The following is a 23,374-nucleotide window of genomic DNA, read 5'->3' as shown; positions in this document are numbered from 1 at the left end:
GCAATTAACGGAACGCGTCAAATACAAAACAACTATAAAGGCATACTAAAGTAAAAAATGAATAATGGCTAACTGAACAAATTCATACAAATACGTTCGAACTAATGGTCAAAACGTGGAACAAGGAAGTAGTCGGAATATCATTATATAGAAATAATAACATTAACAAACTAAATTCTAGCTATTTTATGGCTTTTATCAGTTATTTTAATTACTTCCGATAATATATATTATGTAAACTTATTAATTTATGAACTGTAGCAGTTAGCAATCCAATGCTGTATCTCCTCTCTTCGTTAGTCAGCCCACAAAAAACAGCTCAGTCATGAAATGAAAATGACTGAGCTGAGATTTAATCCGGTTTTGTTTCTAAAAACTCCGTGATCACGTTCCAAAACTGTGAATCCATATGAATATCATTATGATGCCGGTTTTCGATTAATTCAAATTGTACGGGGCCATCCCAATTGGCAATCAGTGTTTTTGTGCGTTCAGGCGGGATGATATCGTCATTTTTGGCTGCCAAAGCAAGCAGCGGCACAGAAATATCCGGCGCACTTTCTAACGAATTAAATGAATACTTGAGCAGCCAGGATACTGGCAAAAATGGATAATGAATTTTGGCCACATTAGTTAATGTATCAAATGGGGAGATTAACACCATTCCATCGACTTGTCGCTCACTGGCTACTTTTGTAGCTATGCTGCCTCCGAGGCTTCGCCCCATTAATACGGTTGAAGATATCTCTGTATGACCGAGTTGTTCATGAATTTCATCAAAAATCATAATGGCATCGTTATAAAGTGCCTGTTCACCAGGACTGCCGCCACTGCGGCCATAGCCCCGGTAATTTACTAACAAAACCGACCAGTCTGTGAGATTGGCTGACATGGGGGCGATTTGACTGGAAAGCTCTTCAGCATTGCCGCCATAATAAATTAACAACGGTGCAGCTTTCTGGTCAGCGTCAGCAGGATGAAGAAGCCAGCCATGTAACTGCTCACCATCTGCCGTAGAAAAGGAGACTTCTTCTGCTCGCTTATGCTCGTCAGCAATTCTTTCAGACTCGGATTCACTAACCGTTTGTGGGTAGAAGATTAAGCGGTCTTGAAAAAAATATAATATGCCAATGAAAATTGAGACAATGAACAACATGAGACCAAGCCTCCGCAACCACTTTTTCCAAGTACTTTCTTTCACACTACCCCTCCGCAGCTACAATCACGGAAGTATTACATACTCCTTTAGTGATGTTGAAAAATAATGATTTATCGTAAAGTATCGCTTTATATTTATTTGTCAAATCTTGCTGGGTAGTTCATTGTAAAAAAATAAGAAGAATAAGTATAATTTGATATCCTGTTCATAACTTCGCAGTTGTCAATTTTTGTGAAATTATCCAAAACTGAACAGATGAGAGTTGATATTCACTTTAAATGTCTACAGGGTACTCATTTTATTTTTTATTCTTCTTGTTAAAACGTGTTAACTTACGTTTAGTTGTTTCCTTGTCTAAGCTTTTCATTTAACAGTTACTTGAGGAATCTTTTTAGCTTACGCATCTAGTAGATCATGTTGTAACACGATCTACTTCCGCCCTATTAAAAGTAAATTCTTCACTTAACGGTCATCCGTTCTCTTATTTAGCGAAATATTAGCTTTTTGTATCATTAGCGGACATTTGTTCCCTTATTTCAGCTGTATGCCTGGAATGTTGCCTGTTTTGGAAGGTTTAGCGGAACAGATGTCCGAAAAATCTCGATTACACTCCTAATCAGGGAAACTAGCGGTACTAATGTCCGTTAGCCATTAAGGTGTTGCTACTACCGTTTTCTTCACTTCCGCGTTCCTTCTCCCCGTCTGGTCTCAATTAAAATGCATTCGCAACGTTTACATAATATAATTATGGTCAACTTATTCACCATGCTGTTTCATCCTACGTACAATTAATCCCCCGCTCATATTTCTGCCGGCTCCATTCACCACGTTCACTTCTGTCATTTTGTCTTTAGCACTCACGCGCGCACTTTACATTACCTCAAGTTTTACACGACTCCCTCTTCCCGCTGGTTCAGCCGGTTCTACTGTCAGCCTGCGCGGCAGCCTTTCTTTTAATTCGGGCACATGGCTGATGACGCCAACAGACAGTGAATCGGTGTGTAACTTTTCTAAAGCTGAAATTACAGTTTCCAAAAGTTCCTCATCTAAAGTGCCGAACCCTTCATCCAAGAAGAAGAATTCGAGTGGGTGCTCACCGTTTAGTTGAATCGAAGCAGAAAGGGCTAGCGCCAAGGCGAGCGAAGTTAAGAAAGTTTCTCCCCCGCTTAATGTGCTGACGGGACGCTTGATCCCTCCGTTGGCATCGTCGCGGATAATAAATCCTCCGCTTGAATCCACTTCGATCGCGTAACGACCTCGCGTTAATTGATGAAGTTTTTCTGAGGCTAAACGCGTGATTTGGATTAATTGTTCTTCAGCAATAAACTCTACAAAAGCCTGACCGCGAAAGACGGTATCTAATCGAGAAAGTTGGCTTTCCAGCTCTTCTGCTTCCTTGCGTTCTGCTTCTAAAGCCAAATAACGGTCATGTTTTGTTTCAATATCTTCTAGAGTGGTTTGCGCTCCTCCTCGTTTTTCAGAAAGAAAATCGATGTCGTGTTTTATTTTTTTCCTCTCTTGCTTAGTTTTTTGCCATTCTTCTTCGCTAACTTCTCTTCCATTTAATTGTTTTTCCACTTCTTCTATTTTGTGTTGAAGTGATTGGAATTTGTCTTTAAAGTTTTTAATCTCTGTTTCTAGTGTCTGATATTCCTCTGTCGAGAGTTGATATTCTTTTACTTGCTGCACAGAAACGAGCAGCGTATCTTCTAATTGTTCTTTCCAAGTTTGTTCTGCTTTTTCATTTCTAGTTTTTGCTTGATCGAGGGAAGAGACGGCTACTGCGTGCTGTTGTTTAGCTTCCTGGTAGGCCTGGTTCGCCTTCTGATGGGCTTTCTCTGCTTGCTCAAACTGCTCAATCATTTGGTCAAACTGCTTTTTCGCCTCAAGATAAACTTCGTCAGCGGCCCGCTCGCCTACCCATTGGATGATTCGCTTCCTTCGTTGTTCGAGTGCTTTTTTAATATGGTCAAGGCTTGTTGCGATACTTTTTTCATTAGTATAAGCTTCCTGGTAAAGGCGGTCGTGCTGTTTATATTCTGTTTGTTTCTCTTCAATAAACGGCACGCTTTTATTAATGCGTTCCCGCAGGTATTCTGCTTTTTGTTCGCGTTCCTGTAGTTTTTTAAAATCCTCTTCAATTGTCGCAATCGCCAAGGGGTGATGGCGTTTTTCCCAGTCAGCCTTTTGCTGTTCTACATGGTTGGCTTCTGTAGCAATTTGTTGTTCTAGGTTGTTAATATCAGTGGTTAGCTGTTCGACTTTTAACGTATGACCTTGTTGCAGCTGCTCTGCTTGTTGAAGTTCTTTTGCCTGCGTCAACGCTTGTTGTTCGAGAGTAGTGACCGTTTCACTTTCTGCTGTGATATATGTGGAAAGCTGCTGCAGTTTTTCAGAGAGACGCTCCTCGTCTACACCCGGAAGCTTATGAGTTTCCATTGCTTCAATCTGTTGATGAGCTAAAAGGTCTTCCGTACTTAGCCATTCATTAAACCGCTCGGACAGCTGCTGCAATACCCATTCTCTCTTTGTGATAGTCTCAAGTAAGGTTCGAACACGTGTTAACTCGTTCTCATACGGTTTCGCATCTTGTAGTGTTTCTGCCGAATGATCTTCCTCATGTGCCAATTGAGGATGCTCGAGTGAGCCGCAAACAGGGCAGGCCTCTCCGCTAACTAACTCCTTGCTTAATACAACAGCCTGTTGTTTAATACTTTGTTTTTCCTTTTCTTCAAGTACGAGATGAATTTTATTTACAAGCTTTGTTTCCAATGACTCCAGGTTTCGCTTTTCTTCTGCTGTACGGTCATACCAACGATACACATTAGCGAAGGACTGTTGCAACGCTTCGCTTTTTTTGTTCACTTCAACGGCTGTTTGCTCTGAAGCTTTCTGTTCGTTCTGCCGTTGATTTTCCTTTTCCTTTACTTGATCGTTTAGCTGCTCTGTCTGTTTCATGCCGGCTTCAAGCTGCCGTTTTTCTTCTAAGGCGGCATACATGGGCTGTTTATCACTCAGAAGCTTTTCTAATTGCTCCAACTCCTGCTTTAACTCTTTTTGTTTTGCTTCATAGGCGGAAAGGTCCTTTTCAGCTTTATCTCTTTTTTCTTGCGCCTCTTTGATTTTGCGTTCTTCTTGAGCTTGTTTTTCGGTTAGTTCTTTGACTTCACGTTCTTCCGTTAAAAGTTGCTTTTCTTCTTCCTTCGCTTGTTCAAGCTCATGAAATTTACTGCGAAGCCTAGGTTCTTCTTCTTGTTTTTGTTTGTCCCGCTTCTCAAAAAGGATCCGGGCTTCTTTTTCGTCGGTGCGTGTTTGCTCTAGCGTTTGCTTAGCAGCCTGCTCATCTTTCAGCCATTGCTTCATTTGTTTGCGGCTTTCTTCAAGCTCGTCGATATACGGGGTTAACTGTTTCGCTTCTTGTGCAAGCTGCAGCTTTTTTTCGTTCGCTTCCATGCGCTCTTTTTCTTTCTTTAAGCGTTCTAATTCTGTTAAAATTTCAGCCTTTGCCGTTAACAGCTGCTTAATCTGTTCTTTTTCTTTATATGTTTCTTCAATATCTTGCAACGCTGTTCGTTTTGCTGTTAACTCTTCTTCAATCTGTTTTAGTGTCTTTTTTGCTTCATTTACCGCTTCTTTAGTAGCTTCACCCAAGCCTGCTTGTTCACGCTCCAACAATTCTTTCGTATGTTTGGCCTCGTTTAATCGCTCTTTTACTTTTCTCGTTAATTCATCCCCGTATTTTTCTAGATGAAACAAGCGTTGCAGCATATGGCGGCGTTCTTTTCCTTTCAGAGAGAGAAAATCGGAAAACTTCCCCTGCGGCAGAACAACTGCACGGGTAAAATCTTCGACAGAAAGACCCAATAGCGCGATCACGTGTTGGGTGACATCGGTAGCTTTATCTGCTAATACAGCATCTGTTGTTTGGTCAATCAGGCGGGCTGTCGCCGATTGCAGCCGGTCCTCCCCTTTTTGTTTTAACGTCCGCTCTACACAGTAGCGTTTTCCGTTTGCTTCGTAACCTAGTTCAAATGTGAACGACACGGCTACTTGCTCTTCTGCGTGATTTAATATTCCTTTAGGCGTTTGCCCGCCAGCACGGTCTACTTTTCCGTAAAGAGCTAGTGTCATCGCATCAAGGAGCGTAGATTTCCCACTTCCGGTAGGTCCAAAAATGCCAAAGACACCGCCGGCACAAAGCGATTCAAAATCAACACTCTGTTTTTCGCGGAAGCTATGTAAGCCTTGAACTGTCAATTGAATGGGCCTCATCTGTACGTCCCTCCCTTTTTTCTTTATCGTCATTTAGTACTTCCATAAAGAGTTGGACGAGAGCCTCATCTGGAATTGCCCCTCCTGTTTGTCGTTCGTAAAAACGAGTGAATAGTTCATCAACGGGCACATGTTGACGGGCTTGTTCATTAGTAGTTTTACTCATATCAGGGAAAACAGGACGGATGGTAAGCAAGCCGGGATACTGTTTTTTTAATGTATGGATGTCATTCATGGATGGGGTTTCGTTTAAATGGAGTTCTAGTTCAATCCAAGCATTGGCATCCTGGCCGTCATCCATCCAGGTATGGACTTGGTCTAAGCCTTCTGTCGCTTTCCAACGGACTAGCGGAGAACCGCAGGAAAGAGGGATTTCTTTTATGACAGCTGATTGCCGCGGATCAACATCTATGACGGTCACTGATTTTGTAACGCCACTTTCCGAAAAGCTGAAAGAAAGTGGCGATCCGGCATAGCGTGCAGGGGCTTGTGCCCGTTTTACGTCCTGGGGTCGATGTAGATGCCCCAGGGCCGTATACTGAACGTTTTCCGGCAAACTTGAGGCCCTAACAGTGTAAGCTCCTCCGATCTCAATCGGCCGTTCCGATTCCGAACCAGCTCCACCAGCAACAAAGAGGTGACTCATCGCCACGTTCACATGATCTTTAGGACAAGACAAGGTGAGCTGCTTAAAAATTTCTTTAATTCGCTCGTCATAAGCCTCTCGCAACGAGAGTTCTTCCCCTTCCTCGACTAAGCTCTCTTTTAAACGGGCTTCGGAAGGATAAGGAAGCGCTGCTACTTGAAGAGCTTGATCAGCTTCAGGAACTTGAATCGTCACAGGTTCCAGGGTCGGGTGACAAGTCATAAAGATATGCTGCTTTTTGGCTATTGTCCGTGCTGCTGCCAGACGCTCCGGATGATCATGGTTGCCGGCAATTAAAGCAATCGACCTCCTGCCATTATCAGAGAGGCGGGCGAGACTTTCATAAAACAATTCTTCTGCTCTAGCAGGAGGATTAACAGAATCAAAGACATCACCTGCCATTAAAATAACGTCAACCGCTTCTGCTTCACAAATATCGACTAATTCATCAATAAATTGTTCATGTTCTCTCAAACGGTCCCGCCCTTCCAACGTGCGGCCAAGATGCCAATCCGCTGTATGGAGAATGCGCATATTATACTTCCTCTCCGTTCTTAAAAAGTAATAGAGGTTGGTCGGTATCAAACGCATAAATCCAAGCTTCATTGATCGGTCGATGCCAAATCGAAGAAATAGCTTGAACGTACCAACCCAGTTGCTCTTTATACCTCTCTCGTAAGACTTTTTCTGCTTCTTCTGTCGAATTTAAACGATCGTTTAAGAAATCTGTCTTATAATCAATTAATAACAATTCGCCGTTTTTTGTTTCCACTAAACAATCGGCAACTCCTTGAACCATCACGGTTTCATTTGCTCCAGCTACCCAGTTTCCGTAAGCTTCTTCAGCTGAAAATGCGTAACTAAAAGCGACTTCGCGATGAATAGTTGTGCCACCTAGCACTATTTGACCGAGCGGCGAAGTAAGAAATCGTTCAATATCCTCCCCTTGAACGGCTTCTGCTTGCTCTTCAGTCATCAACTCATTGGCTACCATCTTCTCAATCTCATGGTGGATTTCGATGTTAGTAAGAGTTGACGTAAGTGGAAGGTGTTGCATCACTGTATGATAAGCCGTGCCACGCTCTGCTGCTGTCAGTTTGGTTGCCTGCATAAAGCGAGGCCTTTCTGCATGATCTGCTTTAAAAAAGCGTTGAAATCGATCTTCGCTGTAAGGGTCTGCTAGTTCTCGTTTTAGTTCACTCACTGATAATTTAGCGCGTTCCTGCGTAGCTCGTTTGTAATTATATTCCCAATTTAAGCGCTGTTCGACCATCTCTGTATACTCTCCGGTTGTGGGCACTTTGTTGAGCAATTTTGTATACTGATAGATTTCTGGTGTATCGTCCTTCAGTTGGAGTATTTCTTCTTCAGCTAGCTCATGTTGTTCAATAAGTTGTACCTTCCAGCTTGATTCGTCTTGGTAGACTTCTTCCAAACCCGGGGGAGTGTTCGCTACTGCTTGAGCATCTTTATGCCTAAAGACAGCAGGTCCTACCCAGTCTAAATAACGTTGGCTTTTTGAGCGGACATGACCAGGAAGAAGCCACTCCTCTGTAGCGGCCTGTGCACTCCAAGCAGCGAATGTTTTCTCTGCATCATGTAAAGTGCCTGTAATGATCAGCTTTTCTTTTGCTCTTGTCAGGGCAACATACAGAACTCTCATTTCTTCTGCCAGGCTTTCTTTGCGGAGACGTTGCTTAATCGCGAGCTGTGGAAGTGAAGGATAGGCTACACGCTGTTTAGGATCAATCATTTTAGAGCCAAAACCAAGGTCTTTATGAAGCAAAACATTCGCATGCAAATCTTGCATGTTAAATTTTTTATTCGCCCCGGCTAAAAACACCACTGGAAACTCTAAGCCCTTACTTTTGTGTACGGTCATAATCCGAACCACGTCTTCTTGTTCACTCAGTGCTCTGGCGGTTCCTAAGTCATCGCCTCTTTCTTGCATACGTTCAACAAACCGTAAAAACCGGAACAAACCACGAAAAGAGGTCTCTTCATATGCTCGGGCCCGGTCATATAACGCCCGTAAGTTTGCTTGTCTTTGCTTCCCGCCTGGCATGCCGCCGACAAAGTCAAAATAATTGGTCTCTCTGTACAGCTCCCAAATTAAGTCACTTAATGCTCCTGCCCGTGCTTTTGTCCGCCATATGTCCAAGCGCTCCAAAAATCGGCCTGCCTTTTCCCGTAAGGCTGCATGTTCATCATAAGAAGCTGTCTTCTTCAAAGCATGATAAAAATGGCCATTCTGGTCATGCACGCGTATTAAGGCGAGTTCCTGTTCATTCAGGCCAACAATTGGCGAGCGTAAAACCGAGGCCAGCGCAATGTCTTGCAGCGGGTTATCAATTACTTTTAATAAAGACATGATAATTTGTACTTCAATCGCTTCAAAATAACCACTGGAAACGTCAGCATAAACAGGAATACCTGCCTGCTTGAACTCATCGGCAAACGTTTCTGCCCAGGGCATGGACCGCATTAAAACAACCATGTCTCGATAAGTTGCTTTTCGCATTTGCTTTGTCTCTTTATCGAATACCTCATGCCCTTCCTCAATCATTGTTCGAATCCGCCTGGCAATAGCCCGTCCTTCCAGCTGAGCAGTGGCGATATCTTCATCAAGGTCCGAGAACTCCTCCGCTGTTGGATTTGCTTTAATGGGCTCCCCTTTATTAATTATCATAAGTTCAGAAGCAGGACTTTCTGTTTCCGGATACGCCTCGTTTCCATGCACCAGTTCGGCATTTTTGTCATAAGCGAGTTCACCTACTTCTTCGCTCATGATCTGGCGAAACAAAAAATTCACACTATCTAAAATGCCTTTACGACTGCGGAAGTTTTTCGCCAAGTCAATCCGGCTTCCTTCACTGCTGTCAGTTTCGTATGCTTTATACTTTTCTAAAAACAAGCCAGGGTCAGCAAGTCGGAATTTATAGATGCTTTGTTTAACATCCCCAACCATAAAACGATTGCTAGCGCTGGACAAATGATCAAGGATCGTTTCTTGGACGAGATTGATATCTTGATATTCATCCACCAGCACTTCTTGAAAATAACGCTTATACTCTTCGGCAATTTGTGATGGAAGCTGCGTTCCATCCTCGGTTCTACGGGTTAACAATTGAAGAGTTAGCTGTTCTAAGTCAGGAAAATCAACGAGCGCATGTTCTTTTTTGCGTTGAAAGAACCGTTCCGAAAATGAAAGCGTGATTCGGACTAACGTTTCCATGCTCGGTTTCAATTCCCTTAAGTCGCTTAATAACGCTGCCGGCTCCCGTAAGAATAGGTCGTTTTGGATCGACTCTACTTGTTTTTTCACTTGATCTCTCAGCGCTTTGGTTTGTTCTTTTAACTGAGGGTCTACCAGATCTTTTTTTGTAATAGTAGGAAGGCGTGAAAATGAGAGAGTTTCAAATGTTTGATAAAGCGCTTCAAACGAAGCACTAGCAGCTTGCAGCTTATCGATTGTCTGGTAGTCTTCCAATAATGTATCAGCATACTTAAACGGTCCTTCTGCTGCGCGGGTGTACGCTAATGCTTTATTTAACTGCATGGTGCATGCTTGTAATTCAGCTTGAATGTCTGTAAGCAAATCATTGGTCCAAGGCAAGTCATCAATTCGTTCCACTGTCTTGAGGTCATAATCAGCTTGGATGGCATTCAGCCAGGCAGCCGGGTCAGGGTGCGAACGAGAAAAATCATAGAGCCTCCGTATAACCTGACGAAGGCGTTCATCACTGCGGTCGCCGCTTAAGCGGTCGACCAAATCAAAAAAAGAACGATTATCTGGCTGAGCGTACTCTTCTTCGAGCAGCTCTTCAAGCACTTCGTCACGCAAAAGTTCACCTTCCACGTCATCAACAATACGAAACTGCGGGTCAAGGTCGATTTCATAATAATAGCTTCGCAGTAAATTCATACAAAAGGAATGTAACGTTGATATGTGGGCTTTGTTGATTAATGCGAGCTGTCTTCGTAAGTGGAGAGAGGCCGGCTGTTTTTCTAACTCTTTTTCTATACTTTCTGCAATTCGTTGTTTCATTTCGCTTGCAGCCGCATTGGTAAACGTAACAATTAAGAGACGGTCAACATCTACCGGACGCTCGGGGTCGATCACTTTTTGAATCATCCGCTCAACCAAAACAGCCGTTTTCCCACTTCCAGCCGCTGCCGCCACTAACAAGTGCCGTCCTTCCTCACTGATCGCCTGCCACTGCGTATCTGTCCAGCTTACATTCTCTGGTTTTGGCTTACTCATCAGGTTCTTCTTCCTTTCTCTCCATCATTTCTACTATCTCTTTCTCTTTTACTGGCTTTAACGTACGGAATTGATTGGTTTCAAGCACAGGATCAAATTGACAAACGGCCGCAAACTTACAAAACGTACACGCTTTCTGCTGTTTCGTTTCGTATGGGTTTAAACTGACATCTCCATTGGTGATAGCTTCGCCAATTTGTTTAACGAGCTTTCGTAAATACGTACGCAAGGCGTGGTAATTCTCAGGTGAAATGACGGACGAATTGGAGTAAAAATCACCTTTTTTCGTAATCCCGGCCGGCACGATATCTGACCTTCCTGTCTCAAGCGTTTCATCCATTAACCGCACCGTTTCTTGGTCACCGGTAAGAAGGCCTTTCATTTTAAATTCTTTAAACAGTTTTTCTTCAATGCTTTCACTGCTTAATTGCTCATTTGCTTGAATGATGGGATTGTGTACATGAAAGTAAAGCACACCAGCTGGAGAAACATGAGTACCGAGCCATTCGTTAGAAAAGGAAAGTACAATATCAAGGTAAAGGAGCATTTGCAACGCAAGCCCGTAGTATACCTCGGCTAAGTCTATATCTTTTGCACTTGATTTATAGTCAACAATACGAAGTAGGACTTCTTCTTCTTTTGTAGCCTGGTCGACTCGGTCAATTCGTCCAATCAGTTCCATTTTTACGCCATTATCTAAGTTGAACTGTAATGGTGGCAGGTCTTCACCTGGCCCAAAACCAACTTCAAGGCCAATAGGTGAGAATCCTGACGCTTTCGCCTGCTCGCTTAATATATAGGAGGCTCTTGCTACGACGTCTTCCAGCTTTTCTTTTAAATAATAATAGCGATGGGAGCTCAATAGAATCTCACGCTGAATCTTAGGGGCCATATCATCAACAATAGTTTTGGCCAACCGCTCGCATTCAGAGCGTGTAAGTGATTTAAAGTCACGGCCATCTACCCGCAGTTTTTCGGCCATTTCTTTTAGAGCGCCGTGAAATAGCTGACCGATGTCAGGAGCTTCCAGCTTATAGGTTTCTCGTTCTTTTAAACGAAGGCCATGGCTGGCAAAATGGGCAAATGAACAGGCCTGGTAAGTTTCCATCCGTGACACACTTGTTTTTACGTGCTCGCCGTATAATTTTCTGCTCGTGTCTTCATCAAGCGAGATAGGCTGGTTTTCGAAATGAAGACTACTTAATACGCGCGCTGTTTCTTCTTTATAACGGTCATTTTCCACAAACCAATTGTACGTATCATACCAAACGGTGGAGATCGGATATCCCTTTAGGCCATTTTGAAGTTGGTGCGTCAGGAAAGAGAGCGATTTTAACGGCGTTTGGATAAAACTGATTTGCTCATGAGCTGTGTATTCGTTCGGGTCGTTAAAGGAGACGTTTTCAATTACCTCTTCAAATGGCTGTTTAAGTTGTTCAAATAATGGGGACGGTTCAAGCTTGCGCCCCTCTTCATCGGCAAGAGCATAGCTTAGATAAAGACGGTCCTTCGGCAGCGATACAGCTAGATATAGTAAGAAAGATTCCTCAAGTAACTGCTGGGTACTACCTGCTGCTACTTCAACTCCTTCTTCCTCAAGCCAGTTTCGTTCTTCTTCGCGCAAAAATCCATCGTCTTCAGGCTTTTTTGGAAGCTGGCCTTCATTGACCCCGATAAGAAATGCACATTTGATCCCCGTTAATCGAGAGCGATCCAAATCTGCGATTGTCAGTTGATCAATCGCTGGTGGCACGATGGCAAAACTCATACTTTCAAGGCCGGCATCCCACATCGATCGGAATAAATGGATGCTTGTAGTTTCATCGCCCGCCATTTCTACAAGCTGGTCAAACATTTCAATGATACTATCCCACATTTGATCGTGCTCAAAGGAACGGCGCAGGTCCCCTCTGTCGTGAGCCTCATCGCGTAAGCGCTCAATTTTTTGAGGAATAGCCAATTCTTCCAGCAAAGAATAAAGCAGCCGGCAGCGCTCTTCTACTTTCTTTACTTTTTTCACTTGATTTTCGAAAGTCAAAATCGGATCAAGCAGGAGTTGTTTTGTTTCATGAAGCCGTTGTTCATGAGCTTCTTCTTCCGCAGACTGGTGCCGCTCTCCATCTGCTTGGGTGCGCTGACGCCTGTATTGCCATGTGGCTGATTGTTCAAAGCGTTGTTTTCCTTTTATCCCGTAGGATATTACATAATTTTCAAGTTCATCAACCCGTTCTCTCATTTCATCAACCGGGTATCCTAATGGGTAGAGAAGTTCGGTTTTTAACGCGCGGAATACAGCTTCATACCGCCAGTTTCCATCTATGATTTCAAGTACAGAACGGAGAAGTTCAACGAGCGGATGATTTAATACTGAACGTTTTTCATCCATGAAAAAAGGAATCTCATAGTCGGAAAGGACAGTTTCTAATAGATCTGAATACGTACCTAAATCCCGAACCAGCACCGCTAATTCATGAAAACGGTAGCCTTCATCGCGAACGAGCCCTAACATAGTTCTGGCAATGGCTTCAATTTCTGCCCTGCGATTGACCGCACTTGTGATGTGAAGGGACCCCTTGCTTTCCTTTTTTGATGGTGGTTTTTGATCAAATGTGGCTTCAAGATGGGCGATGTCTTCACCAGTAAAGCGCCGCCCTTGCGTAAACAGTTTAGGCTCACACGGCGTAGCCTTCGCATGATTACAAACTGTCATTAAATCTTCGTATGTTTTTGCGGTTGTATAAAACAAATCAAGCGGGTTTCGGTGAGAACTGCCAACAGCCCGGTCAAGTGTTAACGAAATGGTCATTTCTTCCCCATAAGCCATTAATGCTTGTATGACGTCAAGTTCTTGCGGAGTAAAGGTATGGAAGCCATCAACATAAATGGTGGCCTCTTGCACCATTTGTGAGAATGGGATTTGTGCAGCAAGCAAGGAAAGGTAGTCTTCAGCACAGACGTATTTGCCAGCCAATTCTTCTTCGGCCTGCTGAAAGATTAAAGTTGCATCGTGTAATTTGTCTGCTAAACCAAGCTTCCCCCCGCCCACTGCATCGTCTTCTACCCATGTTTCATACGTTTTCTGTAACGTATCTGGAGTGAGGTTATATTGCTTCGTTTCTTTAAACATCCGTTCGAGTTGTTGAATAAAACCTGTCGTATCAGCTGCACGTCCAAACGCTTTAAGTTGAGATTTCTCTCGTTCTACAATCTTGCGCAACAACATATGTACTCCAGAATTTTGAATATGATAGCGGGCTGCTCCCCCTGTTTCTTGTAAAACACGCCAGGCCAGCCTTGAAAAACTATACACATGGGCCCGGGTCGTTCCAGATGAAGCTGTCTGGACCAAAGCATATTCAGCTTGAAACGTCATTTGGTCAGGGACGAGATAGATGATAGGTTTTCCTGTCGGCTCGGCTCTCATTTGCTGGCGAATTTCTTCTTGCACAGTGTATGTTTTTCCGCTCCCGGAGCGGCCAATGTAAAATGAAACGTCCATACAATACTCCTTTCTTTTCTCTTTTTCCGTTTAATAAGAGCAAGTGTTTGACTTGCACGTCTTTCTTACACAGGCTTGATTTAGTCAGCTGCTTGCGGCATATCTTCTCTTACTTGCTCCACCGAAACAGCAACCCCGTGACTCCCATTGCCACTGTCACGAGACGCAAAAATAACTGCGACAACTTCCCCATCTTCATTTATTACCGGGCTGCCACTATTACCGCTATAAATGGGCGCAGTCACAAGCGTTTCTTCTTCAGAGCTTGAAATAACCTGCCCTTCATTAGCTACTCTTGTGAACGCCAGTGGATTTCCAATTACATATACTACATCACCCGTGTCACCATTTTCTTCGGCCAGCGGGAGGGTGGGGAGGTTATTCGCATCAATCGTTAAGAAGGCAAGGTCATAGTCGTCCGACATGGAGATGATTTCACCTTGATGCATTTCACCATCGTACGTTTCCACCGCTACAACCGCCAAGTCTTCTACTACATGCTGGTTAGTAACAATTAAACCACTATCTTCAATAATAAATCCGGTTCCGCTTGTGCGAGAAAAAGGCCCTTGTCCTTGAAGGGTGACTATAGATTGTTTCCATGCTTGTACTTCTTCTTCACCCGACAATTCTTGAGAGGTTTCCATAAAGTCAAATGCTTGTAAGGAGACGTTGTCAAGCGCTACTGCTAATACGCGAAAAACAAGCAAAAAGGCAATGCCAAGCGCAATTAATTTAACAAGCGGACGTTGTCCGGTTCGTTTTGGACGTTTTTTACGTGGGGGGGTGTCACTTCTACTCACTGAGGGCAAAAAATCTTCAGGGTCCGGCTGTTCATCCGGGTCTAGTTCCATTAAATCTTCATCTAATTCCCCGCGATCCTTATCTTTTTGAAACATCTGCCGGCCCCTTTCTTGCTGTCCGTATTTATCACTGCTTCTATTTTACCTTGAACATGACCTTTATTAAAGCAGTAAACGTTGACAAGCAAATGGAAGTCGCCTAAACTAAAACCAAGTAAACTAATAAGAATTGTTAACTTTAGAAACCGGAGGTAACAATATGAGCAAATATACAGTAATCGAAGGAGCGGACTCTTTTTATTATAAAGGCCAGGACATTGGCGTGTTGTTGCTGCACGGCTTTATAGGCACACCCCAAAGTGTTCGTGAAGTTGGCAGCCTCCTAGCGGAATTTGGCTTTACAGTATATGCCCCGCGCCTGAGTGGGCACGGAACAGATTCAGAAGAATTACTTGAAGTAAACGAACGCACCTGGATTGAAAATGTGGATCATGCCTACCATTACCTTGCTCAGCAATGTAATAAGGTTTTTGTAGTAGGCCAATCAATGGGAGGGACACTTGCCCTTCAATTAGCAGCCAAAAGTCCTGAACTTGCTGGTATCATAACGATAAATGCTGCTTTTGATTTAAGCAGAATGGAAAGAGAAATCGGACCTCTTAGACATGCTTACCTAGCTGAAAACGGACCAGACACCTTTGCCCAAGATGTGCATGAAATTACGTATCAACATGTACCAGTTAAGGGTTATTATCATTTATTTTCTTTAACGAAACAGCTCCCAACCTTATTAAAAAAGATCGAACAACCTGCTTTAATTGTTCGATCCCGTATTGATCATGTGGTGCCTCCTGCCAATTCAGATGACATTTATCAACGAATTTCTTCTGTTAACAAAACGCTGTATACACTTAAGAAATCGTATCATGTAGCTACCATGGACGTGGAAAAACAAGAGTTGGCGCACAGAATTGGTACATTTATTGCCCACCAGGCTGGATGGGGTGAAATACCTGGCGCAAAAAGTGTGGTAGCTATCTCTTAATTGTTGTCTGGCTACTCTATGTGTTCATATTGGTGTACTTCATACAAGAATAAAAGGTAATAATATGCTTGCATAGGCTCAATCGTGCGCACATCCAAGTAAGCTTTCATTTTTTGTTCATACCAGCCTTTTCGCCCGGCCGGCAGACGTTCATCCGGCTGGAAATTATCTTCTATAAATGTTCTTTCAATCGCCCTTTTTTTGCGTTCAGTGTGAAGAAAAAGCCAGCTGAGACCTGCAAAAAATAGCAACAACATAACAAGTAAAACAATAATCGCTGCTCCGTGTAAAAGGTTAATACTCCAGCTCATCGTAACGAGGCAGATAAGTGCAAAAATAGTTTCCAGGCCTGTCCGCAATTCCCTCAGCTGATGAGTATGCTTTTTTAAGGCTAACCCCACACCAGCCACAAACAACCTGGATTCTTTCGCAAGACGAGAGCGGAACATATCCTTTTCTCTTCTTCGAACCAGGCGCAAAAGCCAGCGGACACAAATGAAAAAAAGACCGCCGAGAGCGGTCACTACAACTAAAAATTGAACCGGCCCAAAGGAAGGTTCTAGAGTTATACTGTTCATCGGTTCATCAACCTTTTATGTATCTTGTTTATAGTTCTTCAAAGTAATCTTTTTTAAAACCGCCCATTCTTCCGCTGTTATCTATAACAAAGTAAAATTCCTCGGTTTCGTTTTTCACCTCGTATGTTTTTCCTGGTGAAAGCATGGTGTCTACTTTGTATTTTTCTGCATTCGCATGAACACATTTTATTGTTTTTATCGTTTCATTAGCTTCCCAAGTTTTATGAATCATTGTCGGGCTCCTTCCTGTTTACTTTTATCTTATATTGATTCCTTCTCGTTTTCAAGAGCAGAAGGCTAGAACACTTACTTACTAAGAAATAAGAGACTGCTTCAGCTAAGAGAGCAGTCTCTTTTAAACAAGTTAAACACTTTTCATTTCCGCAAATAATTCAGATAGAGTCTGTACCACCATGGTTGATTCTTTCTCTGCTTCAAAAGCATTTGCTGAATCAATTAACACTGCCTGCATACCTAGTCGTTCAGCGGGAGCAATTTCATTTAAATAGTTATCGCCGATGGAGACAGCTTCCTCCGGATTAATGCCATATTGGTCAAGCAGGGTCTCAAAATGATGCAATGTTTGCTGCGGCTTCTTTGCACTCGCTACAATTTGCGGGAAGACTCCGCTTAAATTAAGTGTTACCAATAAACGTTCGACATCATCAGCTTGACTATTTGTAATCAACACCAGATCCTTTTTCTTCCCTAAATGAGTAAGTGCTTCCCGGAGACCTGGATTATCCGCAAACTGAAACTCTTCAGTTTGCATGAAATCTTTTGTCCGTGAATACGCGTCATAGGTGCTCCCTACGCCGTAATGCTTGGCAGCGGCTACCGGCGGCCACCAGCCGTCTCCTATGGCAATAAAGTTGTCAAAATCCATCGTGATAGGAGCTGGATATTTTTCAAATTCATCTAGTTCTTGACCATCCCAGTTAAAGATGCGAGTGACTTGATTCGTTTCTGGGGAGACCACCAGAATGCGGTCGCGAACTGCGTCATACACCCGGCCGACAATTACTGGATGGTTTCCTTTCAGCATGTTTCGGTAATCTTTCCAAAAGGACTCACGTTTCTCTTCAGGAAGTTTATCACTAAGCTGATTGGCATAATACTCAAAATGGGCGGTATCTTCATATAACGTCCCATCTAAATCAAAAATGACGAGCTTAATTTTATCCCATATAATAGTCATGATTTCCTCCTGTTAAACAATCCGCTTTCGAATATTGGTGCTGATTAAATCAATGATTGTAACTGTAACAATGACAATCATTAAAATGACACCGACTTCTTCCCAATTTCGCTGCTGTGAAGCTAAGATCAGCGGTGCTCCAATTCCCCCGGCCCCGACAAGACCTAAGATCGAAGAAGCCCGCACATCGATTTCAAATCGGTAAAGAGCATAGGAAGAGAACTCAGGAATGACTTGGGGCAGAATACCGTACCAAAGAACTTGAATTTTATTAGCCCCTGTCATCTTTAATGTTTGCACAATTTCCATATCAATTGATTCAACAACTTCAGAATACAATTTTCCAAGCATTCCAATTGAATTAATACTAATTGCAAGCACACCAGCGTAAGGTCCGAATCCAACGGCTGCTACAAAGATAATCGCAAACATGATTTCAGGAAACGCGCGAATCGCGTTAAGGATACTCTTTCCAAAAAATGAAAAACTACCAGTCACATTTTGAGCAGCAAGAAAACCTACCGGTATACCTAGAATAGCTCCTACGAGGGTACCCGCAAAAGCAATAGCCAATGTTTCAAACATATAGCCTATGTTTTCAGGGATATTTTCTCTATGAACAGGGTCAAAAAATGGGTCAAAAAACATCCGCCTGATCATTTCACCCGTTGAAGCACCTGAACCGCGGTAGGTTAAGTCAGTGAACAAAAAAGCAACCGTATATAAAATAACTAAGATGGCACAAATCACTGAAAACTTTAACCAGTACGTTTTTCCTTTCGGATTTTTGAGATTGTATTGTTTGCTTTGATTTGCCATTAGACCAACCTCTTTCTGATCGACGTACTGACGGTATCAATAATAGTTACAGCGACAAAAGTTACTAGGATAACCATAGAAATATTTCCATAGTTAAATACAGAAATCTGGCGTTCTAGGAGTTGGCCAATTCCTCCTGCGCCAACAAAACCGAGGACAATAGAAGCACGTACATTAATTTCAAGGACATATAATGTGTAAGAAGCAAATTGAGGTAAAATCTGCGGGATAGCCCCGAACCAAATAACCTGGAGTAAATTCCCTCCGGCTGCCCGTATTGCTTCCTGTGGTCCTGGGTCAATGGCTTCAATGGTTTCACTTACTAGTTTCACTATAATTCCTAGCGAGAAGAAAAAGAGGGCAAGTACACCAGACAACGCACCAAGCCCTACAAAAGCAACAAACAGTACAGCCCAAATAATATCTGGAATTGTTCTAAGTACGTTTAAACTAAAACGGGTTGTATGATATAACGCCCAATTACGGTTAATGTTGCCTGCAGCGACAAACGCAATCGGCAAACAAAACAACGCAGATAATGTTGTGCTAAGCAAAGCTATATTCCAGGTTTCAAGCAAAGCAAAAAATGAATCAGCAAAATAACTAGGATTAGGAGGGAGCATATCATCTATAAAAAAATCAACCACAATTGGTATATTGGTAATGATCTGATGCGGATACGCTTCTGTTTGAATGACAGACATGGTGTATAACAACAGGACAACAGCAAAAACCAGTGTCGTTGTCTTTTTTGTTTTACTCGGCAGCACCGGAATTCGATTTGTGTTCTTGTTAAGGTCTGTCATTCGCTCTCAGCCTCTCCAATGAGATCATCTTCTTTAATAGCCCGGCCATAAATATCTTCAAACGTCTGTTCCGTTACTTCAGAAGCCTTCCCATCAAAGACCATTTCCCCATCTCTAAGCCCAATAATACGATCTGCATATTCCATCGATAGATCAATCGCATGCAAGTTGATCACCATCGTAATTTGGTCTTCCTTGTTTATTTGTTGAAGGTCCTGCATTACGGCATGAGCTGTCGGCGGGTCCAAGCTTGCAACTGGTTCATCTGCGAGGATTGCTTTTGGTTTTTGAGATAAAGCACGCGCAATACTCACACGCTGCTGTTGTCCCCCACTAAGCGTATCCGCACGTTGATAGGCTTTATCCTGGATACCGACGCGGTCTAAACATTCCATCGCATACTGAAGATCCTCTTTGGAAAATAAGTTCAATATGCTTTTTAGGGTGCTTGTATATCCTAGCCGGCCTGACAGTACATTGCGAAGAACACTTGAACGTTTTACAAGGTTATAATTTTGGAAAATCATACCGATGTCCCGGCGTAATAAACGAAGGTTTTTCGTATTCATGGCAAGCGAATCTTCTTCTTCAATAAGCAGACGTCCTTCAGTTGGGCGCACCATTTGATTGATACTGCGGATCAATGTTGATTTTCCGGCCCCTGACAAACCGACGACAACGACAAATTCTCCCTTTGGTATTTCAAGGTTGATGTTTTTTAAGCCTTGGTGCCCATTTGGATACGTTAGAGATACGTTATCAAATGTAATCATAAAATTTTCCCTCTTTTATAATAGAAATGAGGGAAAAGCGCGTGGCACTTTTCCCGATCAATTTGTACTTAACATGTATTTGCAGACCTTTAACGATCCAATATAACTTTACTTATTCTACAACATCTTCAAAGCGCTCATATGTTTCACGTACGATATCGTAGTCTTCTGAATCGGCTTCAGTGATGCCATCCCAGTTATAAACTTCATCTAATACTTCCAACATTTCTTCATCATCATTAAAAGAAAGGAAAATGTCTACGATGTCATCTTTTAAACCTTCATCCATTTCGGAGCGTACAGAAATAGTATCGTTAGGAATTGGGTCCGTATATTCAATCACTTCAATTTCATCATAAATATCAGGATTTTCATCTTCAAAATTGTCGCGAGCATCGTCAAAAGAAGTGGCAATGTCCGCCTGGCCGTCCAGCACAGCTTGGATTGCATTATCATGTCCGCCAACTGTCGTTTCGACAAAGTGTTCTTCGACATCTACACCAAGGTCCATCAAGTGAGATGCAGGAAATAAGTAGCCAGCTGTAGATGTAACATCACCATAGGCCCATGTCAGTTCGCCAGGTTCAGCATTTACGACATCATCAATGTCTTCGATATCAGAGTCTGCAGCAACGTTAAATTGAGCCAGGTATGAATCTTCATCCTCTCTCAATGCCTTAAGTAAAACATCCACATCGGCACGCTCTTCTGCTTGTACGAAGCCAAATGGAGGCAAGAAACCAATATCAATACTTTGTGTTCTCATGCCTTCAACAAGGCCTGAATAGTCGACCATAACTTCGGCGTCGATTTCTACTCCAAGCTCTTCTTCAAGACGTTCAGCTAATGGTTCAACTGTAGTAGCGATTTCATCGGCATCCTGAGAAGGGACAAAGCCCATTGTCAGCTCGTCTACATCATAATCGCCAGCAGCTTCTTCACCGTTTTCATCTTCGCCCTCATCGTCATCTTCAGTCTCTTCTTCTACTTCTTCATCATCGCCTCCAGCATCATCTGCTGGTTCTCCTTCTTCATCTCCTGCTCCACATGCCGCGAGTGCCATCATTGTTGTTGCTACAGATAAACTTACAACCCATTTTTTCAAGATAATACCCCCCTGTAATTTTGTGACTACTCACACTTTTCAAAAAATGTTAAGACCTGTAGTTCTTCGCGAAATATGAAGCCTCGCCCCCTTGGTTGACTATGTATTTTTCAACAAATTCATGTACATTCTATGGCAACGGATATTAAAAATCAATGAATCTTATGTAATTTTTTTGTGAAGTTAAAAAAATAATGTTTAATAATGTTACAAAGAAGGAAGTTATAAGATGTTAAAAAGCCTGGAGAAAGGTATTTTCTCCAGGCTTTTGTTATCCTATTTTATATTTATGTGATGCTAAATTGAGGGATGGTTGCTGTTTTTGATATACGTTTATTATTTGATGCTGTAAGCTTACAAAATAAACATACCAGCGATTGAAGCACTGAGTAAAGAAGCAAGCGCCCCCGCAACAATTGCACGGATACCTAACTGCGCAATTTCACGGCGTCGTTCAGGGACAAGCCCGCCGATGCCGCCAATGAGGATGGCCAATGAACTTAAGTTTGCAAATCCACACAGTGCAAAGGTAATCACAATTTCAGCTTTCTCTGAAATGTCACCTGCTTCAACGTAAGGAGCAAAATTGGCATAAGCGACGAACTCATTTAAGACTAATTTCTGACCGATGAAATTACCAGCAAGCATAGCTTCACTCATCGGAACTCCAATCAAGAAAGCAAGCGGTGCAAATACATAGCCAAAAACCTCTTCTAAGGTGATCACAGGAAGACCAATTGTACCGGTTAAACTTAAAATTCCATTTACTAAAGCGATCAATGAAATGAAAGCAAGGAGCATCGCTGCTACGTTTAAAGCAAGCTGAAGACCGGTTGCTGCACCGCGTGCGGCAGCATCAATTACGTTCTGTGATTCTGTGTCTTTATGCATCGTGATTTCGTCTGATGTCTCAGATTGCTCCGTTTCCGGCATAATCATTTTCGCCATAATTAGACCTGCTGGGGCTGCCATGAAACTTGCTGCGAGCAAATAATCAAGGCGTACGCCAAGAAGCGAGTAACCAATCAGGACTGAACCTGCTACAGAGGCTAGTCCACCGGTCATGACCGTAAAGAATTCAGAACGCGTCATGTTGGCTAAATACGGTCTAACCACAAGCGGGGCTTCTGTCTGACCAACAAATATGTTTGCAGCAGCTGCCATTGATTCTGCTTTGCTTGTCCCTAGAATAAAGGATAGAATGCCACCAATAAAGCGGATAATAAGTTGCATAATGCCTAGATAATAAAGAATAGAGATTAACGATGAGAAAAAGATAATAACCGGCAATACTTGAAAAGCGAATACATTCTCTTCCTCTACATCAAACAAATCGCCAGCTAAGAAGTCGATTCCTTCATTGGTATAATCGATAATATTTGCTACTCCAAGTGATAAACCTTGCAAAGCATCTTCACCAACTTGAGTGCCAAGCACTATGAAAGCAAAGAATAATTGAAACCCTAGGCCGGCAAGGATTGTCCGCGGACGAATGTTCCGCTTGCGTGCTGAGACCAAAAAGGCAATTGCAAGCACACTGACAATCCCCAACAACCCCCATAAAATGTTCATACAATGAGCACACCCTTCTGAACGTATGTCGATTTTGAAAAATACCATTAAAACCTTATCAGAGGGGAGGTTTATTGTAAAGATTAGATGAAGCGTTTGCAACATTTCCTAACAAACAAATCTTAGGTCCACTTGAAAAAAACTACGAGAGCTTGCTGCCAACAGCTAACCCGTAGTCATGTAGTTTGTACAACTTAATATAAATCTACTCCTTGGCTCGTTATTAAAAAGGGGGGGAGTTTTATTCTTATATCACACTGGTTGTCGTGCTCTTATCTTTGGAGACGCCAGCTATATATGATGACAACAAGTTCTATTAGTTATTTAGAGATTTAATTCTTCCAAATGGTCCAATATGAACTGTGCCTTCGAAGGGTCGACTTTTAACATAAAGCGGCGGTAATACGTAAGAATTTGATCAAATCCGTTGGACAACTCATTCCAGTCCTCAAATACCCGGTCAAAGACTTGGTCACTTAGCATTAATGCTGCTACTAAGTCAGTAAATGGAATTACATAAAAAGGTGAACTGGACTGGATACTGCTTGTGTGTACCATTTGTTCACACTGCCACTCAAAAAAGTAAGCAGCCTCTTCCATATACGTCTTATAATTAGGTGGGACCTGCTTCTTTTTCTCTTGATAATAAGCTGTCAATTTTCGAAAGAACCCGATAAAAAAAGGTAAATCTGCTCGAGATACTTTTAAATCAAAACCAAGCGAGCGAATCCTGTCAAGCGTCATTACTTCCATCCGATGAAAGGTACTTGGCTGATAATAATAAGCCTTCGAACCAACTTCCATTCATTTGAACCTCCTTTCTTTCCTAGCAAGC

16 protein-coding genes are annotated in these 23,374 nt (G+C 42.6%); 1 reads left to right on the top strand and 15 read right to left on the bottom strand.

Annotation, left to right across the window (positions count from 1 at the left end):
- Window positions 1-352 precede the first annotated feature (352 nt).
- The 6 genes from D469_RS19745 to D469_RS19735 all read right to left on the bottom strand — a co-directional run bounded on the left by D469_RS19745 (window position 353) and on the right by D469_RS19735 (window position 14,739).
- Complete coding sequence (locus tag D469_RS19745) at window positions 353-1,201, bottom strand: alpha/beta hydrolase (RefSeq protein WP_156816913.1); 849 nt, start codon at window positions 1,199-1,201, stop codon at window positions 353-355.
- Between the two features lie 828 nt (window positions 1,202-2,029).
- Window positions 2,030-5,431: an AAA family ATPase gene (locus tag D469_RS0105470; RefSeq protein ID WP_018922369.1), complete on the bottom strand. Its 3,402-nt coding sequence runs from the start codon at window positions 5,429-5,431 to the stop codon at window positions 2,030-2,032.
- Window positions 5,394-6,611: an exonuclease SbcCD subunit D gene (locus D469_RS0105465; protein WP_018922368.1), complete on the bottom strand. Its 1,218-nt coding sequence runs from the start codon at window positions 6,609-6,611 to the stop codon at window positions 5,394-5,396. Before D469_RS0105465 ends, D469_RS0105470 begins: the two co-directional genes overlap by 38 nt.
- 1 nt (window position 6,612) lies before the next feature.
- Window positions 6,613-10,341: a helicase-exonuclease AddAB subunit AddA gene (gene addA / locus D469_RS19740; protein ID WP_018922367.1), complete on the bottom strand. Its 3,729-nt coding sequence runs from the start codon at window positions 10,339-10,341 to the stop codon at window positions 6,613-6,615.
- Complete coding sequence (gene addB / locus D469_RS0105455; protein WP_018922366.1) at window positions 10,334-13,840, bottom strand: helicase-exonuclease AddAB subunit AddB; 3,507 nt, start codon at window positions 13,838-13,840, stop codon at window positions 10,334-10,336. The genes addA and addB overlap by 8 nt, the downstream gene beginning before the upstream one ends.
- Window positions 13,841-13,920: 80 nt before the next feature.
- Complete coding sequence (locus D469_RS19735; RefSeq protein ID WP_018922365.1) at window positions 13,921-14,739, bottom strand: S1C family serine protease; 819 nt, start codon at window positions 14,737-14,739, stop codon at window positions 13,921-13,923.
- A 163-nt stretch (window positions 14,740-14,902) separates the two neighbouring features.
- On the opposite strand from D469_RS19735, the gene D469_RS19730 reads away from it, so the two are divergent.
- Complete coding sequence (locus D469_RS19730) at window positions 14,903-15,688, top strand: alpha/beta hydrolase (protein WP_018922364.1); 786 nt, start codon at window positions 14,903-14,905, stop codon at window positions 15,686-15,688.
- An 11-nt stretch (window positions 15,689-15,699) separates the two neighbouring features.
- Here D469_RS19730 and D469_RS0105440 read toward each other — a convergent pair whose 3' ends face one another.
- From D469_RS0105440 to D469_RS0105400, 9 genes are all read right to left on the bottom strand, one after another.
- Entirely contained in the window at window positions 15,700-16,266 is a 567-nt protein-coding gene (locus D469_RS0105440; protein WP_018922363.1) for a hypothetical protein, read from the bottom strand.
- Window positions 16,267-16,294: 28 nt separating this feature from the next.
- Window positions 16,295-16,498 carry a DUF6501 family protein gene (locus D469_RS0105435; RefSeq protein ID WP_018922362.1) on the bottom strand — a complete coding sequence of 68 codons (204 nt, stop codon included), beginning with the start codon at window positions 16,496-16,498 and terminating at the stop codon, window positions 16,295-16,297.
- A 132-nt stretch (window positions 16,499-16,630) separates the two neighbouring features.
- Window positions 16,631-17,464 (bottom strand): HAD family hydrolase, encoded by an 834-nt coding sequence (locus D469_RS0105430; protein WP_018922361.1) that lies wholly within the window; start codon window positions 17,462-17,464, stop codon window positions 16,631-16,633.
- 12 nt (window positions 17,465-17,476) lie between these two features.
- The gene (gene phnE, locus D469_RS0105425; RefSeq protein WP_018922360.1) at window positions 17,477-18,283 is read right to left on the bottom strand and encodes a phosphonate ABC transporter, permease protein PhnE; all 807 of its coding nucleotides are present in this window, start codon (window positions 18,281-18,283) and stop codon (window positions 17,477-17,479) included.
- Window positions 18,283-19,089: a phosphonate ABC transporter, permease protein PhnE gene (phnE, locus tag D469_RS0105420; RefSeq protein ID WP_018922359.1), complete on the bottom strand. Its 807-nt coding sequence runs from the start codon at window positions 19,087-19,089 to the stop codon at window positions 18,283-18,285. Before phnE (D469_RS0105420) ends, phnE (D469_RS0105425) begins: the two co-directional genes overlap by 1 nt.
- Window positions 19,086-19,862 carry a phosphonate ABC transporter ATP-binding protein gene (phnC, locus tag D469_RS0105415; protein WP_018922358.1) on the bottom strand — a complete coding sequence of 259 codons (777 nt, stop codon included), beginning with the start codon at window positions 19,860-19,862 and terminating at the stop codon, window positions 19,086-19,088. Before phnC ends, phnE (D469_RS0105420) begins: the two co-directional genes overlap by 4 nt.
- A gap of 112 nt (window positions 19,863-19,974) precedes the next feature.
- A complete protein-coding gene (locus D469_RS0105410) occupies window positions 19,975-20,967 on the bottom strand; it encodes a phosphate/phosphite/phosphonate ABC transporter substrate-binding protein (protein WP_018922357.1) in 993 nt (330 codons plus the stop codon).
- 354 nt (window positions 20,968-21,321) lie between these two features.
- Window positions 21,322-22,539, bottom strand: a complete 1,218-nt coding sequence (locus D469_RS0105405; RefSeq protein ID WP_018922356.1) for a NupC/NupG family nucleoside CNT transporter — start codon at window positions 22,537-22,539, stop codon at window positions 21,322-21,324.
- 324 nt (window positions 22,540-22,863) lie between these two features.
- Entirely contained in the window at window positions 22,864-23,343 is a 480-nt protein-coding gene (locus D469_RS0105400; protein ID WP_018922355.1) for a hypothetical protein, read from the bottom strand.
- Window positions 23,344-23,374 lie beyond the last annotated feature (31 nt).

This window comes from Salsuginibacillus kocurii DSM 18087, from assembly GCF_000377705.1.
Taxonomy (GTDB): Bacteria; Bacillota; Bacilli; order Bacillales; family Marinococcaceae; genus Salsuginibacillus; species Salsuginibacillus kocurii.
The sequence above is the reverse complement of the archived record's forward strand: the minus strand, read 5'-3'. Positions and strand labels throughout refer to the sequence as shown.